The organism is Hymenobacter metallicola (genome assembly GCF_004745645.1).
GTDB lineage: Bacteria > Bacteroidota > Bacteroidia > Cytophagales > Hymenobacteraceae > Hymenobacter > Hymenobacter metallicola.
The window spans coordinates 569,271-586,895 of the sequence record NZ_SRMB01000003.1 but is presented as its reverse complement, the minus strand read 5'-3'; the positions used below and the strand labels follow the sequence as shown (position 1 = coordinate 586,895).

Here is a 17,625-nt window from a genome sequence, read left to right as displayed (position 1 = left end):
AAAATCTAAAATTCTAGTTCTCTTAACTAGTCTGTTGTTTCTATTTCTAGTCCCCTCTCCTTTTTCGGAGAGGGGCTAGGGGTGAGGCGGCTACGGCTAGATACTAAGTCTTAAACAATGAACTACCCCGAATACAAGCAGCCGCTCAACTACGGCCAGGTCGGTACCGATATCCTGGCGTGGTGGAAGCAGAACGGCATCTTTGAGAAAAGCGTGAGCACCCGCGACGGGCAGCCCACCTTCGTGTTTTATGAAGGTCCGCCTTCGGCCAACGGCGCCCCCGGCATTCACCACGTCATGGCCCGCACCGTGAAGGACATCTTCTGCCGCTACCAGACGCTGCTGGGCAAGCAGGTGAGCCGGAAAGGCGGCTGGGATACCCACGGCCTGCCCATCGAGCTGCAGGTGGAAAAAGAGCTGGGCATCACCAAGGAGGACATCGGCAAGAAAATCAGCATCGAGGACTACAACCAGCGCTGCCGCGAAACCGTGATGCGCTTCAAGGCCCAGTGGGACGACCTCACCGAGAAAATGGGCTACTGGGTGGACCTCGACGACCCCTACATCACCTTCGAGCCCGAGTACATCGAAAGCTGCTGGGCTCTGCTCAAAAAGCTCTACGACAAAGGCCTGCTCTACAAGGGCTACACCATCCAGCCCTACTCCCCGGCCGCTGGCACGGGCCTCAGCTCGCACGAGCTCAACCAGCCCGGCACCTACCGCGACGTAAAGGACACGACCATCGTGGCCCAGTTCAAGGTGCAGCGCGACGAGAAGTCGGAGAAGCTGTTTGCCGCGGCTGAGCAGGTGTCTCGCCGACCAAACGGTGGTGCCATATACATCTTGGCTTGGACAACCACACCTTGGACTCTGCCAGCCAATACAGCCTTGGCAGTTGGTAAGAACATCGTTTACTACTTGGTTGATACGGTTAATCCTTACACCAAAGAGGAAATTTCGGTAGTTGTAGCAAAGGCATTGTTCGAAAAATATTTCGTTCACGCTTTGGAAGGCAAGGAGTCGGAATACGTTTCTAGCACTGGTGAATCGAAAGGTGAATTGCCTTTAGTTGACAAAAAAGGCCGCATCACTAAATGGTTTGTTGCAGGTGAATTCACCGGTTCCGACCTCATCGGCATCCGCTACGAGCGGCTCTTCGGCCACGACAAGGGCTTTCCGGCCTTTGAAGGGGAGGAGCGCGCTTTCCGCGTTATCAACGGCGACTTCGTAACGACCGAAGACGGTACCGGCATCGTGCACATTTCGCCCACCTTCGGCGCCGATGACTTCCGCGCCGCGGCCCTGGCCGACGTGCCCGCCCTGCTGGTAGCCGACGACGAAGGCAAGCTGGGTCCCATCGTGGACCGCACCGGCCGCTACGTAACCCAAATGGGCGAATTCGGTGGCCGCTGGGTGAAAAACTACGACGGCCACGACCAGAGCGGGGCCGACTACAAGACCCTCGACGAAAGCATTGCCATCCGCATGAAGGGCGACGGTACGGCCTTCAAAGTGGAGAAGTACGAGCACACCTACCCCCACTGCTGGCGCACCGACAAGCCCGTGCTCTACTACCCGCTCGACTCCTGGTTTATCAAAACCACGGCGGTGAAAGACCGGCTCATCGAGCTCAACAAAACCATCAACTGGCAGCCCGCCAGCACCGGCTCCGGCCGCTTCGGCAACTGGCTCGAAAACCTCGTGGACTGGAACCTGAGCCGCTCCCGCTACTGGGGCACGCCCCTGCCCATCTGGCGCACCCAGGACGGCTCCGAGGAAATCTGCATCGGCTCCATCGAGGAGCTCAGCGCCGAAATCGACAAGGCCGTGGCCGCCGAAATCATGACCCACAACCCCTACCGCAAGGTGGATGGCAACTGGGTCATGGCCGATGGCAGCGCAGAAGAGTCGACCAAGAAAATCGACCTGCACCGCCCCTACGTGGACGATATTTTCCTGGTGAGCCCCAGCGGCCAGGCCATGTACCGCGAAACCGACCTCATCGACGTGTGGTTCGACAGCGGCGCCATGCCCTACGCCCAGTGGCACTACCCGCTGGAAAATGGTGAGAAGTTCAAGCAGAATTTCCCCGCCGACTTCATTGCCGAAGGCGTAGACCAAACCCGCGGCTGGTTCTTCACTCTGCACGCCCTGGGGGTGATGCTGGAAGACTCGGTGGCTTACAAAAACGTCATGGCCAACGGCCTGGTGCTGGACAAGAACGGCAACAAGATGAGCAAGCGCCTCGGCAACGCCATCGACCCGTTCAGCACCATCAGCCAGTACGGCCCCGACGCGACGCGCTGGTACATGATTGCCAATGCCCAGCCCTGGGACAACCTCAAGTTCGACCTGGCGGGTATTACCGAGGTGCAGCGCCGCTTCTTCGGCACGCTCTTCAACACTTACTCCTTCTACGCGCTCTACGCCAACCTCGACGGTTTCCAGGCCCGCGAGTTTGACCGGGTGCCGCATTCGGATTTGGGTGAGTTGGACCGCTGGATTCTGAGCAAGCTTCAGTCCCTCATCCTCGAAGTGCGGGGCTACTACGATGCCTACGACCCCACCAAGGCTGCCCGCGCTATCCAGGACTTCGTCACCGATCAGCTGTCCAACTGGCACGTGCGCCTCTCGCGCCGCCGCTTCTGGAAGGGCGAGCTAACCCAGGACAAAAAAGCCGCTTACGAAACCCTGCAGGAATGCTTGGTAGTAGTAGCGCAGCTTATGGCTCCTATTGCGCCTTTCTTCGCCGAATGGCTTTACCAGAACATGACCGGTGGCATGCGCGAAGAAGCAGTAGCGAAGAGCACGCCGCTGGCGCCCGAATCAATTCACCTCACGCTGCTGGTAGAAGCCAACGAAACCCGCATCGACAAGGCCCTGGAGGAACGCATGGAACTGGCTCAGCGCATTTCTTCGCTCACCCACTCCCTGCGCAAGAAGTCGGTGCTGAAGGTACGCCAGCCCCTGCAGCGCATTCTGGTGCCGGTGCTGAACGACACCACGCGCGAACAGGTCGGTAAGGTCGAGGATTTGATCTGCGCCGAGGTGAACGTGAAGCACGTGGAGTTCCTCGACGACACCAGCGGGGTGCTGGTGAAGTCGGTGAAACCCAATTTCAAGCGTCTGGGCCAGCAATACGGACCTAAGCTGAAGGTAGTAGGGGCCCGCATCCAGCAGATGACGGCCGAGGAAATCAGCACGCTCGAAAAAACCGGGCAGCTGGCCGTCGAAATCGAGGGGGAAACCTACACCCTGGCCCCCGACGACGTGGAAATCCGCACCGACGACTTGCCCGGCTGGCTCGTGGCCACCGATGGTCCACTCACCGTGGCCCTCGACGTGACCCTGACCGAGGAGCTGCGCCAGGAAGGCGTGGCCCGCGAATTGGTGAACCGCCTGCAAAACCTGCGCAAGGACAGCGGCCTGGAAGTGCAGGACAAAATCCGGGTGACGCTAGGTCAGCAGCCCGAGCTGGAAGCCGCCGTGCAGTCGTTCGGAAGCTACATCCGGGAGGAAATTCAGGCCCTGGCCCTGGATTTTGCGCCCGAAATCAGCGGCGGCTCGGTGCTCGAATTTGATGAGTATAACGTGCCCGTGCAGCTGGAAGTCGCAAACGGCTGAGCCTAAGGTGCCAACCGACCCGGTGAAAAGGTCGGTTGGCACACCGGCGCACAAAGCGTTTAGGCAGGCCCCGAAATCGGTTCAAAAGGGCACAAAACGCCCGAAAAATATATACCAGAGGGAAGAAGAATGGCTGAGCCGTTTCCCGCCGGAAAGTCTAAAATTCTTCGTCACTTTGTACCCGGAGAGGGGAGAGGTTCCGAACCTGACACTACGTCAGCCCGAAGTCTCACTTCTCACTTCTAACCTCTCACTTCTCAAAAAATGAAGTACTGGAAATACTACCTGCTGGCGTTGCTGGTCATTTTCATCGACCAACTCTCGAAGTGGGCCACGCATACCTACATGCAGCCTGGCATGCCCGGGGAAATTCTGCTCATCGGGGATTGGGCTAAGCTGCACTACACACTGAATCCGGGTATGGCTTTCGGCGTGGAACTGCCGCCCCCCTACGGCAAAATCCTGCTCACGGGCTTTCGTCTGCTGGCCATGTTCGGTATCAGCTACTACATCTATAAGCTGTGGCAGCGCCGGGCCGTACCCGGCTTTATTGCCTGCGTAGCCCTGATTCTGGGCGGGGCCGTCGGTAACCTGATTGACTCGATCTTCTACGGCATCATCTACGACAACGCCCCGTTTGGCGCGCCCACGCCCTGGTTTCACGGCCAGGTTATCGACATGCTGTACGTGGATATCTACGAAGGCTTTCTGCCTGCCAATTGGCCGCTGGTGGGAGGGAGCCATGTGTCGCTCTGGCCGATCTTCAATATTGCCGACTCGGCCATTTTCATCGGTGTGGTCCTGATTCTGCTCAACCAGAACAAGTTTTTCGCCGAAGAGCGGGCCGTGGAAGCCGCCCCTGAAGTGCCCCGCCGCGACGCGGAAACGTCGGAAGTGGCGTAAAGACAAGTCTTGCAAGCAAAAAGCCCGCTGGAGCAATCCAGCGGGCTTTTTTTATGAAGAATATAGTAGCGCGAACTTTGTAGTTCGCGTGCCAGAACGATAATCGTTGTATCGGCGCGGGGTACGCGAACTACAAAGTTCGCGCTACTAGCTCCTTACCACGTGTAGTGCACCAGCGGCCGGATACGTTCGTCGTAAATAGCCCGCACCTGTTGCATTTGCTCCGCAGTAATAGCAGGTAGTTCGGCCGCTTGCAGGTTCGAATCCAGCTGGCTGGGTTTGGAAGCCCCGGGAATCACGCAGCTGACCTCGTCAAACATCAGCACCCAGCGCAGGGCTACGGGCGCCAGGTTGGGCTGGTCGGGAAATACGTTTTTAAGCGCTTCTACGGCCTCCAGGCCGACTTCGTAGTCCACGCCCGAGAAGGTCTCGCCCTTGTCGAAGGCGGCCCCTTCCCGGTTGAATTGGCGGTGGTCGTCGGCCGAGAAGGTCGTGTCGCGGGAAAACTTGCCCGTGAGCAGGCCGCTGGCCAGCGGAACCCGCACAATCAGGCCCACGTTGTGGCGCTTGGCTTCCCGGAACAGCAGCTCCTGGGGCCGCTGCCGGAACATGTTGAAGATAAGCTGAATCGAGCACACGTTCGGGAAGGTCAGCGCCTTGAGGCCTTCTTCCACCTTTTCCACGCTCACGCCCAGGTGCCGGATCTTGCCTTCCTCCTTGAGCCGGTCGAATACTTCGAAGATTTCGGGCCGGTAGTACACCTCGGTAGGGGGGCAGTGGAGCTGAATCAGGTCGATGGTGTCGAGCTGCATGTTGCGCAGGCTCTGCTCCACGAACTGGCGCAGCACTGCGGGCTGGTAAGCGTCGTTGGTGTGGGGCTGCAGCTGCCGGCCGCACTTGGTGGCCACGTAGATCTGCTCGGAACGGCTGCGCACGAGCCGGCCTACGGCCTTTTCGCTCTCCCCGTCGCCGTACACGTCGGCCGTGTCGATAAAGTTGATGCCCCGGTCCACGGCGGCGTTCAGGATCTGGTCGGCGTTTTCGTGGCTGAACGGGTCGCCCCATTTGCCCCCGACCTGCCAGGTGCCCAGGCTGATTTCGGAAACGGAAAAGTCGGTTTTGCCTAGCTTACGGTACTGCATGAGTGGGTAGAATATGGTTTTACGTCGGTTCTGAAGCTGACTAGGGCATACGCAAGCCCCGGCCGGCAAGCTACGGTCCGCCTGCCTATCTTTACCGATTATCGTCCCGAATTCCCGTTTGCCGTGCCCCAGCCCATTCTATCCGTTCGCAACCTGACCATCGACTTTCGTTCCCACCGCGGCGACGTGCGGGCCGTGCAGGACGTGTCCTTCGACCTGCACCGGGGCGAAACCGTGGCCATCGTGGGCGAATCGGGCTCGGGCAAGTCGGTAACCTCACTGGCGCTGATGGGCCTGATTCCCATGCCGCCCGGCCGCATGACCGCCGGCACGGCGCAGTTTCACTCCGAGGCCCTGGGTGAAGTCGATTTGCTCCAGCTCACCGATCAGCAGCTGCAGCAGGTGCGCGGCAACGACATCAGCATGATCTTCCAGGAGCCGATGACGTCCCTTAACCCTGTCTACACCTGCGGCAGCCAAGTAGTGGAAGCTCTGCGCCTGCACACCACCCTCAGCCAGAAGGAAGCCGAGGCCCGCACCGTGGAGCTGTTCACGATGGCCCAGCTGCCCCGGCCCGAGAAAATCTTTGGCAGCTACCCCCACGAAATCAGCGGGGGGCAGAAGCAGCGCGTGATGATAGCCATGGCCATGGCCTGCAACCCGGCCATCCTCATTGCCGACGAGCCCACCACCGCCCTCGACGTAACCGTGCAGGCCCGCATGCTGCAACTCATCGACGAGCTGCGCCGCCAGCACAACACCGCCGTGCTCTTCATCACCCACGACCTGGGCGTAGTGGCCGAAATTGCCGACCGGATTCTAGTCATGTACCGCGGCCGGGTAGTGGAGCACGGCCGGGTGCTCGACATCTTCACCAACCCCCAGCACCCCTACACCAAGGGCCTGCTGGCCTGCCGGCCCAAGCTGTCGGTAGGGAAGGAGCGCCTGCCCGTCGTGGCCGATTTCATGACCGAGGACGCCGAGGGCAACCTCGTGGAAAAACTCACGCGTTCCACGCCCGAAAGCTCCGCCGTGGGCGTAACTACTACCTCTGATAACATTTCTGTTGAAACCACCAAAACGTTCCCCGTGGAACAAAATGAAGCGGTTTTGGCCGGCGAAACAAAAGGGGAGGTGCTCGACCAAAGCTTGGCTGCCGCGGCTTCAAGCGCCGCTTCCGCTACCCGCACCAGCCCGCTCTTACGCGTTGAAAACCTGAACGTCCACTTCCCCATCCGCAAGGGTTTCTTCAACCGCAAGCCCGAGTTCGTGCGGGCCGTGGATGGCGTCAGCTTCGACATCTTCCGGGGCGAAACCGTGGGCCTGGTGGGCGAGTCGGGCTGCGGCAAGACTACCCTGGGCCGGGCTTTGTTGCGACTGGTGGAACCAACGGCCGGCCGCATCCTGTTTGAAGAGACGGACCTGGCGGCACTGCCTGCCGGCGAACTGCGCAAACGGCGCAAGGAATTCCAGATGGTGTTCCAAGACCCCTACGCGGCCCTCAATCCCATGCTGACCGTGGGCGAGGCCATTCTGGAGCCGATGCGCGTGCACCACGTGGGCGGCACCCGCCAACAGCAAAAGGACCGGGTGCTGGAGCTGCTCCGCACCGTGGGCCTGAAGGAAGAGCACTACCTGCGGTACCCGCACGAATTCTCGGGCGGTCAACGGCAGCGCATCTGCATTGCCCGGGCCCTGGCCCTGCAGCCCAAGTGCATCGTCTGCGACGAGTCCGTGTCGGCCCTCGACGTGTCGGTGCAGGCCCAGGTGCTGAATTTGCTCAACCAGCTAAAGCGCGACTTCGGCATCACCTACCTCTTCATCACCCACGACTTGTCGGTGGCCCGCTTCATGTCCGACCGGCTGCTGGTCATGAGTCAGGGCCAGATTGTGGAAAGCGGGCCCGCGGCCGAAGTCTACGCCAATCCCCGGCACGACTACACCAAGCAGCTGCTGGCCGCTATTCCCAAAGACGAGCCCAGCGACATCCAAGCCGCCGTAGCCCGCCGGGCGGTGGAGGCGTAGGAGGGAGACTGCCCAGTTCCTAATTGAATGGTCGGGCGTCAGTTCCCCTCTTCAAGGAGGGGTACCCGAGGGGCGGGGTGGCTCAGTCGTTGTTTATCTCGTTACTCATTACTGACCATTACTATTCTTTAACTGCTACCATATCAGCCTACATCAATTCCTTAACCTTTCCGCATATAGTTCTTCTCGAATTTATTCCGTATTATCCCTTAGCTGCTTTTCCAGCACAACCATAACCCGGCCGCCTGTGCCGCGTTCAACTCACCATTCACCCCCGCGCCTGACTAATTGCGTCAAGCGTAATTTCCATTTACCTGCGCCGCCTGCGAAACCGAAAACAACTGGCGGCACCCTTATTTTCTAATGAAGAAAAAAGAAGAAACCGAGGCTCCCCGCGCTTCCGCGAAAGCCTCCCGCGCGCCCAAAGCCGCGCCTGCCCCAGTAACGAAGAGCCTGGTGTACCGCATTTTTGCCGACAACCCCGGCAAAGTATTTTCCTACCGTCAGCTTTCCCGCCGCCTGGGCGTGACTACCAAGGAGCAGCGCGAAGACGTGTTCATTCACCTCAAAACCCTGCGCAACTCCGGCCAGCTAACCCACCTCCAAAACGACGACTACCGCCTCTCCGACCCCGAAGCCCAGAAGGTGCAGCCCCTGGCCGCCGACCGCCCCGAGCGGGGTAAGGCCGTGGTGAAAGGTGGCCGCCCCGTGGAGGCCGAATTCGGCAATGACCCCATCGTGCGCCGCCGCCGGACCCAGGGCTTCGACGAGCCCGGCGACGGGCAGCCAACCCCCGCTCCCCAGTACCGCGACCGGGGCTACGAAGGCAGCGACACCATCACCGGCACCGTGGCCCTGGCCACCAGTCAGTACGCTTTCGTTATCAGCGAGGAAAGTGAAACCGACGTGCGCGTCTTCACCGACAAGCTCAAGTTTGCCATGCAGGGCGACACGGTCCGCATCCGTTTGCGCGGGCAGCGCGATGGCCGCCCCGTGGGAGACGTGGTGGAAGTGGTGAACCGGGTGAAAACCGAAATCGTGGGCCAGCTCAAAGTGCAGGGCGGCTTCGGCTTTGTCTCGCCCGACCACCGCAAGCTCTATTTCGACGTGTTCGTGCCCTACGAAGGGCTACAAGGTGCCAACGACGGCGAGAAAGTGTTGGTGCGCATCACTGAGTGGCCCGAGGACAGCACCCGCCACCCCGTGGGCGAAATCGTGCGCAGCTTCGGACCGGCCGGCCACAACGAGGCCGAGATTAACGCCATCATGGCCGAGTTCGGGTTGCCCTTCGAATTCCCCGCCGATGTGGAGGAAGAGTCCGAGGCTATTCCCGACGTGATACCGCAGGAGGAAATTGCCAAGCGCCGCGACTTCCGCCCCATCCTGACCTTCACCATCGACCCGGCCGACGCCAAGGACTTCGACGACGCGCTGAGCGTGCAGAAGCTCGAGAACGGGCACTGGGAAGTCGGCGTCCACATTGCCGACGTGACCCACTACGTAACGCCCGGCACCATGCTGGAAAAGGAAGCCAAGCACCGCGCTACTTCGGTCTACCTCGTCGACCGGGTGATTCCGATGCTGCCCGAGCGCCTCTCCAACGGCGTCTGCTCGCTGCGGCCCCACGAAGACAAGCTTACCTTCTCGGCCGTGTTTGAGCTCGACGAAAAGGGCAAGCTCTACGACTCCTGGTTTGGCAAAACCATCATTCACTCCGACCGCCGCTTCAGCTACGAGGAGGCCCAGGAGCGCATCGAAACCAAGGAGGGCGACTATGCCGAGGAAATAAATCTGCTCAACGACATTGCCAAGAAGATCTGCGCCGAGCGGTTCCGCAAGGGCGCCATCAGCTTCGAAACCCAGGAAGTGAAGTTCCGCCTCGACGAGAACGGCAAGCCCCTGGGCGTGTACGTGAAGGAGCGCAAGGATGCCCACAAGCTGATTGAGGAGTTCATGCTCATGGCCAACCGCAAGGTGGCCGAGTTCGTGTATAAGCTCAAGAAGACCAAGCCGCGCTTCACGATGGTGTACCGCACCCACGACGCGCCCGACGCCGACCGCCTCCAGAACTTCGCCCTCTTCGCCCAGAAGTTTGGCCACACCCTGGACCTGACGAACCCGAAAAAGCTCAGCACCGAGCTCAACGATTTGTCCACGGAAGTCATTGGCCGCCCCGAGCAGAACGTCATCCAGACCCTGGCCGTGCGGACCATGTCCAAGGCCAAGTATACCACCGAGCCGCTGGGGCACTTCGGCCTGGCCTTCGAGCACTATTCGCACTTCACCTCGCCTATCCGCCGCTACCCCGACATGATGGCCCACCGCCTGCTGGAGCACTACCTGCAGGGTGGCAAAAACGTGAAGGTGGAGCCCGTGGAAGAAGAGTGCAAGCACTCCTCCGAGCGGGAGAAAATAGCTGCCAATGCCGAGCGGGCCAGCATCAAGTACAAGCAGGTCGAGTTCATGCAGGACGTTATTGGCGAGCAGTTCAAGGGCGTCGTCTCGGGCCTCACCGAGTGGGGGCTCTACGTCGAAATCGAGGAGAACAAGTGCGAAGGCATGATCCGCCTGAGCGACCTGCCCGGCGACTTCTACGAGCTCGATAAGGACAACTACCGCCTCATCGGGCAGCGCAACAAGAAGATCATCCAGTTCGGCGACGAAATCCAGGTGGTGGTCAAAGCCGCCAACCTGCTCGACCGCACCATCGACTTCGAGGTCGTCGACAACCGCCCCGACTACGAGAAAAGCCGGGAGCAGGAAGAGCGGCGCAGCAGCCGGGGCAGCCGCGGCGGTGGTGACCGGTCTGACCGGGGCCCGCGCGGCGAGAAGCCCGGCGGTGGCCGCGGCGGCAAAGGCGGTGGCCGGCCCGGTGGCAGCAGCCGCAGCGGCAGTGGCGACAAGCGCCGGCGCTAAGCGGCTCAAGCAGGAAGAGCCATGTCATTGCGAAGCCGAAAGGCTGAAGCCATCCGTCCTCTGCGAAGTACGACCTGAGCTGTTACCGGAAAGCCCCTACGTCTGCACTGACGTAGGGGCTTTTCAGTTAAGGGCACTCAGCACATTTCAGAAGATAGCTTGCTTTGGCTACGTTAGCAGGGGTACTAGACTAGCTATTTGACTTGGCAACTTCTGCCCCGAAGTCTGGTTTCGAATTGGCGAAGGGGTAGCGCTTGGTCCAGGATACGTTGTGTATCAACCCAAGCTCCACAACAAAACTCCCCATCTCACCCTTTCACAATTTCACCGTGCGTACCTTTCCGCTGCACCTTTTTGATGCTCTGTGAACCTGTCTTTCTTTTCCGATAAAATCACTGCTGCCCTGGCGCAGCAGCGCTACGGCGCCGCCCCCGAGGCTCTCTACGAACCCATCCGCTACATCATGGCCCTGGGCGGCAAGCGGATTCGGCCCCTGCTCACGCTGCTCGGCGCCCACCTCTTCACCGACGACCTGGACCCCATCCTGAAGCCGGCCATCGGCACCGAGGTCTTCCACAATTTCACCCTGCTCCACGACGACATTATGGACCAGGCCCCGCTGCGCCGCGGCCAGCCCACGGTGCACGAAAAGTGGAACGCCAACGTGGCCATTCTCAGCGGCGACGTGATGCTGGTGCGGGCCTACGAGCTGTTTCTCGGCGTGCGGCCCGAACTGCTGGCTACCGTGCTGCGCAAGTTCAGCCAGACGGCCGCTGAGGTCTGCGAAGGCCAGCAGTGGGACATGCTGTTCGAGAAAGACGAGCAGGTCAGCATCGCGCAGTACCTGGATATGATCCGCCTCAAGACGGCCGTACTGCTGGGCTTCTGCCTGGAGCTGGGCGCCCTGCTCGGCGGGGCTTCGGCCGAGGCTGCCGACCACCTGCGCCAGTTCGGCACCGACATCGGCCTGGCCTTTCAGCTCCGCGACGACCTGCTCGACGTGTACGGCGACGCAGCCACTTTCGGTAAGCGCGTCGGTGGCGACATAGTTTCCGATAAGAAAACCTTTTTGCTGCTTACGGCCCAGGCGCAGGCCAATGCCGAGCAGCGCGCTACCCTGGCCCGGCACATTGGTCAGCCTACGGATAATGCTGAGGCCAAAGTGCAAGCCGTGCGCGCTGTCTACGACGAATTGCATATCCGTCCGCAGACGGAGGCTCTCATAAACCAGTACTTCCAAGATGCGCTTCACCACCTAGAGCGGGTGCCAGTAGCAGCTGAGCGCAAAGAGCCGCTGCGACAGTTGGCTTTACAGCTGATGGAGCGAGAAAACTAATCCTGCCAAATAGCCCGTTTTAAGCCCTTCACAGAGACTTAGTCGGTCAGGCTAAGTCTTTGTGCGTTCTAGGGGCTATAAAAGCGTCAGAAGCCTTTAAATCATCTTTTCACCCTTGTTTCGCATTCACTGTTCATGCTCAACCTCGATGTTCCCATTGTACTGCTGCTGCTTACCGCCGGTATTTCCATCTATGCTTGGTCTAACCAAGATCTGATGGAGAGTTGGATTCTGAATCCAGTGCGGGTCCGCAAGCATGGCGAATGGTACCGCCTGCTCACCTCCGGCTTCCTGCACGCCGATTGGATGCACCTTATCTTCAACATGATTGCCTTCTACTCGTTTGGGCAGGTAGTGCAGGACGTATTGGTAGCCAACAGCGGTACTACCACCGGGCTCTTGCAATTCCTTGCCATCTACCTGGGCGGTATCATTGTCTCCGATCTGCCAACCTACTTCCGGCACCGCAACGACCCCGATTATCGTAGTCTGGGCGCTTCAGGTGGCGTGGCGGCCGTGTTGTTTGCCAGCATCCTGTTCAACCCCGTCGGGGGCGAAGGCCAGGGTATTATTGTTTTCCCAATTCCCTTCCCTATCAAGCCCTTCATCTTCGGCTTCCTGTACCTAGGCTACTCCTACTACATGGGCCGGCGACGTGGTGATAACATCAACCATGATGCTCATTTCTACGGTGCGCTCTACGGTATTGTCCTGACACTCATCTTTTTACCAGAAGCAGCACCGCACTTTTGGAGCGAAATCCAACGGTTTGTATTTTAAATAATTGATTATCAAAGCTTTGTATTAACAGCATCTTGCTATTTATATCTATTCCGAAAGTCGTGCGTAAAGAGCGGCATACTCTCGTTCCACTCTTCCAACACCTGACTTCACATGAATAAGATTGCTGCTCTTGCCAACCGGATTCCGGTTGCGGCCATCCTACTGGCCCTGACCCTGACGACTACTGCCTGCAGCCGTTTCAACGGCAATGGTAACCTCTCTCTCTGGGGCATTATCATTCTCGTCCTCGACGTGCTGGCCCTGATTGATGTCTTCCGTCAGCCTTGGTCGCTTGGTAAGAAAATCCTCTGGGTAGCTATCATTTGGTTCCTGCCCGTACTTGGCCTGATTCTGTATTACCTGCTGGCTGGTCGAGGCAAATCAAATATTGCTTAACCGCCCCGCTGTTATACCAACAACAGAAAGCCCCACCACAGCAATGTGGTGGGGCTTTCTGTTGTACTGAGTAGCTACTCGCTGTGCGGTATTCTTTCTAGCGCTTCAGCAGCCGGTCTTTCTCCAGACGCGCTACGTGCTTGAGCAGCTCGCCAGTGTTGGTGATTTCCTTCACCTGCCAGTAGTCGCCTTTGTCCTGCATCTTCACTTCTATCACCATCGTGGTGTCGTATTTGGGCTGAGTAATCTCAATGCCCACCAAGGCTTGCTCGCCCTGCTCGTTCACATACTTGATGTCTTTGAACTTGCTATCGGTGCTCACCACCTTGCTAGCCAATCCGGCCAGCGAAACCTTCACCATCCGCTCGGGCTGGGCGGCAGCGGCGGCTTCCAGAGAACCTGATTCGACGAAGTTCTGTACCTCTTTATGAGCCGCCTTGGCCAGCTGAGGCTTGAGTAAGCGTAAGGCTCCTTTAAAGGCAAATGAACCGGGGTTTAACATCCCAAGCACGGAGCTTTGGCTCGTCACTTGGTCTACGAGACTACCTGTTACGCTATTTACGTCCACATAGCGCTCAAAAGCGACCATGTCGTGGTCCTGCGTAGCCTTAGCGGCTTGCATCAGCGAATATTCAGGGCCGGTTGTCAGACTACGGTAGTATAAGTAACCACCTACTCCCAGGGCCGCCAAGAGCAAGAGTAGAACAAGTTTTTTCATGAGGCGAGTAAGATGAATTTGTGGTGCGAAAATATCGGTTTACTGCCCATTCTGTCTTGCTTTTGAGGCACAGCTACAAAGTCTTTCTCATGAGTCTTGATAGAAATATTTCTTCGAACCCAAGCCCTACAAGTGCCAAGGGTGATTGAGTAGGCTTTTTGCAAGTTCCCTAGGCACCATAATGCAACGATACCTGTAGGTAGAATTCTACTACTCCAGCCAAAGAGCCTCAGGCATCACGCGTGGTTCTCTGCTCATATCCCGACTAACTTATTAGAACAGCTCTGTATTTAAGCAGATGTCGCCTAGCCTGATCATCCTGCGACTAGTGCCTTCGGCTACTTTCTTACAGTCTTAGCCTCTCGGTGCGTAGGGTAATTCCGGGTAATACGTGCGAGCTATTCTTTGTCAGCAATACTGGCGTTGCAGCAGGAGTTGGGGGCTACACGGTAGGAGGGAGGCAACAACTCATTGCCGCACTTTCAGTGAACCAGACTGCTTCTAGTGGGCTACGAATTGGGCTGTGTTAATGCCTACATAGTCTTAGCTGGCAGTACGGTGCTAGCCTTCTGAAAGAGAGTCAGGCTTCGAATTCTAGTTATGAATTCATCTGTTGGGTGCACTGCTTTTTTCGGCTGATACAGTAGTCTAATTGGTGTTGTGCCTGAGCTTGGATTGATAAGTATTCAGTCGTTACACGGCCACAATATGTGTCAAGACGTGCTACCAGCGGATCAGCAACATTGGGCTTGGCTGTCAGTCTTAGCGTATGTAACAGCATTGTGTTTGTTGCAATTATGTAACATGTATCCATGTTGTGTAACACATTGCACTTGTACTGTTACATATACTTGTGTTACAAATGTGGTGTTACAGGGTGTAAACTGTATTGGTGTTACACTGTAATGTTGTATTGTTTTTACAACTCTAATTTGTTTCATTGCTACACTTTTGGCACCTTTACATTCTGACCTTATTACACTCCACCCGCTATGCCACACCAAGGCGAAATCCTCCAAGAAGCCATCAAAAACAGCGGTATTTCCATTACACGTATTGTGGAGGATCTGGGTATTACACGTCCAACTATATACCGTAAATTCAAAGAGGATACGTTAGATTACGCTTTCGTAAAGAAGATAGGAGACATTATTGGACATGATTTCTCAAGTGAATTTACTACGTTACAACAGGGTGTACTGCCTTTTGTTGCAACACCTGTAAATGTTACAACGCCTGTAAGTGTAACGTCTCGTTCAAATGTGTTACAGCAGTCCGATTCTGATCCTGTAAAGCAGCTCATGGTGTTACAAACCAAGTATATAGCCCTCTTAGAGGCCTATAATGACCTCTTGTTGAAGGTGTATGGGCCTAAATGACAAAAATGTTCCACGTGAAACATTTTTGTCATTTAGAGCGTAATAGAGCTGTCAGGGGTAGGGTCATTTCGAGCCCTTCTGAATAGGCTGCCTGCCTCGTTGTTAAAATCCTTAGTACGCTATATGACAGCGTTCCTGCTGTAATAGATATAGTTCATTATGCACAGCGAGTGCCGATAAAGCATTGTCAAATTCAGCCTTGTTCTGCTCCCGGAATTCTCGGCGTTTGATAGCCTCCAGAAAACGTCGGCTGTCTTCGGGAGTCTCTAGGGTAAGCCCTGGCACTATGGTCGGACGCCCATCGTCATTCTTAGCGACCATGGTGAAGTAGCAAGTGTTGGTGTGCTTCACGACGCCTGTCCGCACATCTTCCGCAATGACTTTGATTCCGACTAGTAGGGAAGTCTTGCCGACATAATTAACAGATGCTAGGAGCGACACTAGTTCCCCAACCTCGACGGGTTGCAGGAAATTAACCCCATCCACACTCACTGTGACACAGTAGTTGCCGGCGTGCTTAGATGCTGCTGCATAGGCTACCTTATCCATTAGAGAAAGCAAAATGCCTCCGTGGATCTTCCCTCCAAAATTGGCATAGGAAGGAATCATGAGTTCGGTGAGCGTAACCCGAGAGTAAGACACGGGTCGAAACTCCGGCTTGGGAAAATCGGACATGAGAAGAAGGTGAAAGTGAAAAGGAACTATAACTATACATGCAAAAGGCCTCACATGTAGTATACATGAGAGGCCTAGTAGGAGGGGGGAAGCAACACGAAAAAAAAGGTGCCCGCAGGTTGGTTTTAAAGAAAGCCAACAATAGAAAAAGGCTGTCAGAAGAGAATCGGTTTATAAGAAGACAACCTCTTTGATGACCTGCTCACCGACTTCGGCATTAATCAAATCTAGCACCCGAGTCTTGGCCATTACTAGCTCGTGCTTCAAAGGAGCTGAACTCAACCGAACAAATAACTTGCCTTGGCTTATATACACCTCTTGTGTCTTTAGGGCTACAGCCTTACCCATGATCCGCTCCCAGCTAGAAACCACTAACGTCTCGTTGAGCTTACCCTGCAAGCGGTAAGCTTTCAACAAAGCTGTAATTCCTTCTTTTAGGGTAAGAACATCAGCCTTACGGGAATTTTCGGGCGAGTTATATTTTTTCAAAACCACAGCTTATAATACGCGCGAAACACTTGCTTCTGCAGCTGATAAGTAGCAGCAGGAAGCGCAACACAAAGGTAGGGTAGAAGCTTGGCTACAGGGGCGTCACCTTGCCATTTTCTACTCGGAACCGACTGATCTGGTCTGATAAATTGGCCAGGGCACGGTCGGTGCGCTCCAGGTGAGTGTCGGTTAGAAAAACCTGCCCAAAGGTCTGATCGGCAACGAGCTGAAGCAGGCGAGTAATGCGCTTCTCGTCGAGCCGGTCAAAGATGTCGTCGAGTAGTAGAATAGGCTTGTGCTGCTTGCGGGTCGCTGCTATCTCAAACTGTGCCAGCTTGAGGGCAATAGCGTACGATTTTTGCTGTCCTTGTGAGCCATAGTTTTTAACCGATACGCCATCCATAAGGAAAACGAAATCATCCTTGTGGGGGCCGATAGTCGTGCGCTGGAGGGCCAAATCCTTCCGTTCGAAGGTGCGCAGCAGATGGCCAAAGTCAGCATCTGGTAGCTGACTCTTATACTCCAGCGTGACCTCCTCCCGGCTATCGGCCAACTGTTGGTAGTGGCGTTGAAAGATAGGAGTGAAGTCGGCGAGGAACTCCTGACGCAACTGCACAAGTTGGGTGCCCACGGGCGCTAACTGTTCATCTACTACTAGCAGGTAATCCTGGTCGTAGCCCTGGCGGTCGGCAGCCAGCTTGAGCAAAGCATTGCGCTGCCGCAGGATATGATTGTACTGAATGAGCAGTTCTAAATACTCATGGTTGAGCTGCGATATCAGGCTGTCAAAGTAACGTCGGCGTTCTTCGCTGCCTTGCCGGATTAGGTCGGTATCATAGGGTGAAATAAGTACTACCGGGAAGCGGCCGATGTGGTCCGAGATTCGCTCGTAGGCTTGCTTGTTGTGCGTCACGGCTTTCTTCTGCCCGGCCCGTAGACTGCACTGAATTGTCTCCCGCTCATCATCGGGGGGCGTGCAAAACCGGCCCTTCACGACAAAGAATTCTTCTCCTTGCTTTATGCTCTGAGCGTCCAAACTAGTGAAGGCACTTTTGGTAAGAGCTAAGTAATGGATAGCATCCAGCAGGTTGGTCTTGCCACTGCCGTTGTCTCCTATAAAACAGTTGATATGGGGCGAGAGCTGAAGCGTCGCCTCATCATAGTTTTTGAAGAAGAGCAGATGTAGAGTTTCAAGAATCATTCAGGTTCGGAATTGCAATCCTTTTACGTACTTTCGCA

13 protein-coding genes are annotated in these 17,625 nt (G+C 56.6%); 8 read left to right on the top strand and 5 right to left on the bottom strand.

Features of this window, described 5'->3' with window-relative positions; translation table 11 throughout:
• Nucleotides 1-117 precede the first annotated feature (117 nt).
• On the top strand, nucleotides 118-3,624 hold the full coding sequence (gene ileS, locus E5K02_RS17710; protein WP_135396533.1) for an isoleucine--tRNA ligase: 3,507 nt from the start codon (nucleotides 118-120) through the stop codon (nucleotides 3,622-3,624).
• Between the two features lie 264 nt (nucleotides 3,625-3,888).
• Entirely contained in the window at nucleotides 3,889-4,527 is a 639-nt protein-coding gene (locus E5K02_RS17705) for a lipoprotein signal peptidase (protein WP_135396532.1), read from the top strand.
• A gap of 155 nt (nucleotides 4,528-4,682) precedes the next feature.
• Here E5K02_RS17705 and E5K02_RS17700 read toward each other — a convergent pair whose 3' ends face one another.
• On the bottom strand, nucleotides 4,683-5,669 hold the full coding sequence (locus tag E5K02_RS17700) for an aldo/keto reductase (protein WP_135396531.1): 987 nt from the start codon (nucleotides 5,667-5,669) through the stop codon (nucleotides 4,683-4,685).
• Nucleotides 5,670-5,792: 123 nt separating this feature from the next.
• On the opposite strand from E5K02_RS17700, the gene E5K02_RS17695 reads away from it, so the two are divergent.
• The 5 genes from E5K02_RS17695 (at nucleotide 5,793) to E5K02_RS17675 (ending at nucleotide 13,125) form a co-directional block, all read left to right on the top strand.
• Nucleotides 5,793-7,694, top strand: coding sequence for an ABC transporter ATP-binding protein (locus E5K02_RS17695; protein WP_135396530.1), 1,902 nt, complete (start codon nucleotides 5,793-5,795; stop codon nucleotides 7,692-7,694).
• Between the two features lie 363 nt (nucleotides 7,695-8,057).
• Nucleotides 8,058-10,610 carry a ribonuclease R gene (rnr, locus tag E5K02_RS17690; protein WP_135396529.1) on the top strand — a complete coding sequence of 851 codons (2,553 nt, stop codon included), beginning with the start codon at nucleotides 8,058-8,060 and terminating at the stop codon, nucleotides 10,608-10,610.
• Between the two features lie 364 nt (nucleotides 10,611-10,974).
• A complete protein-coding gene (locus E5K02_RS17685; protein ID WP_135396528.1) occupies nucleotides 10,975-11,946 on the top strand; it encodes a polyprenyl synthetase family protein in 972 nt (323 codons plus the stop codon).
• A 135-nt stretch (nucleotides 11,947-12,081) separates the two neighbouring features.
• A complete protein-coding gene (locus E5K02_RS17680; protein WP_135396527.1) occupies nucleotides 12,082-12,726 on the top strand; it encodes a rhomboid family intramembrane serine protease in 645 nt (214 codons plus the stop codon).
• Between the two features lie 114 nt (nucleotides 12,727-12,840).
• Nucleotides 12,841-13,125: a PLD nuclease N-terminal domain-containing protein gene (locus tag E5K02_RS17675; RefSeq protein ID WP_135396526.1), complete on the top strand. Its 285-nt coding sequence runs from the start codon at nucleotides 12,841-12,843 to the stop codon at nucleotides 13,123-13,125.
• Between the two features lie 97 nt (nucleotides 13,126-13,222).
• On the opposite strand, the gene E5K02_RS17670 is transcribed toward E5K02_RS17675, so the two are convergent.
• A complete protein-coding gene (locus E5K02_RS17670; RefSeq protein ID WP_135396525.1) occupies nucleotides 13,223-13,843 on the bottom strand; it encodes a DUF2939 domain-containing protein in 621 nt (206 codons plus the stop codon).
• A 992-nt stretch (nucleotides 13,844-14,835) separates the two neighbouring features.
• Here E5K02_RS17670 and E5K02_RS17665 point away from each other — a divergent pair.
• Entirely contained in the window at nucleotides 14,836-15,222 is a 387-nt protein-coding gene (locus tag E5K02_RS17665; RefSeq protein WP_135396524.1) for a helix-turn-helix domain-containing protein, read from the top strand.
• Nucleotides 15,223-15,333: 111 nt separating this feature from the next.
• Here E5K02_RS17665 and E5K02_RS17660 read toward each other — a convergent pair whose 3' ends face one another.
• From E5K02_RS17660 to recF, 3 genes are all read right to left on the bottom strand, one after another.
• Nucleotides 15,334-15,897, bottom strand: coding sequence for an acyl-CoA thioesterase (locus tag E5K02_RS17660; protein ID WP_240737338.1), 564 nt, complete (start codon nucleotides 15,895-15,897; stop codon nucleotides 15,334-15,336).
• A gap of 171 nt (nucleotides 15,898-16,068) precedes the next feature.
• A complete protein-coding gene (locus E5K02_RS17655) occupies nucleotides 16,069-16,392 on the bottom strand; it encodes a DUF721 domain-containing protein (protein WP_135396523.1) in 324 nt (107 codons plus the stop codon).
• 85 nt (nucleotides 16,393-16,477) lie between these two features.
• On the bottom strand, nucleotides 16,478-17,587 hold the full coding sequence (recF, locus tag E5K02_RS17650) for a DNA replication/repair protein RecF (protein ID WP_135396522.1): 1,110 nt from the start codon (nucleotides 17,585-17,587) through the stop codon (nucleotides 16,478-16,480).
• Nucleotides 17,588-17,625: the final 38 nt, after the last annotated feature.

Bases quoted from the DNA above. Each gene is read 5' to 3' on its own strand.
- ileS (WP_135396533.1), top strand. From the start codon at position 118: ATGAACTACCCCGAATACAAGCAGCCGCTCAACTACGGCCAGGTCGGT.
- E5K02_RS17705 (WP_135396532.1), top strand. From the start codon at position 3,889: ATGAAGTACTGGAAATACTACCTGCTGGCGTTGCTGGTCATTTTCATC.
- E5K02_RS17700 (WP_135396531.1), bottom strand. From the start codon at position 5,669: ATGCAGTACCGTAAGCTAGGCAAAACCGACTTTTCCGTTTCCGAAATC.
- rnr (WP_135396529.1), top strand. From the start codon at position 8,058: ATGAAGAAAAAAGAAGAAACCGAGGCTCCCCGCGCTTCCGCGAAAGCC.
- E5K02_RS17680 (WP_135396527.1), top strand. From the start codon at position 12,082: ATGCTCAACCTCGATGTTCCCATTGTACTGCTGCTGCTTACCGCCGGT.
- E5K02_RS17675 (WP_135396526.1), top strand. From the start codon at position 12,841: ATGAATAAGATTGCTGCTCTTGCCAACCGGATTCCGGTTGCGGCCATC.
- E5K02_RS17670 (WP_135396525.1), bottom strand. From the start codon at position 13,843: ATGAAAAAACTTGTTCTACTCTTGCTCTTGGCGGCCCTGGGAGTAGGT.
- E5K02_RS17665 (WP_135396524.1), top strand. From the start codon at position 14,836: ATGCCACACCAAGGCGAAATCCTCCAAGAAGCCATCAAAAACAGCGGT.
- E5K02_RS17660 (WP_240737338.1), bottom strand. From the start codon at position 15,897: ATGTCCGATTTTCCCAAGCCGGAGTTTCGACCCGTGTCTTACTCTCGG.
- recF (WP_135396522.1), bottom strand. From the start codon at position 17,587: ATGATTCTTGAAACTCTACATCTGCTCTTCTTCAAAAACTATGATGAG.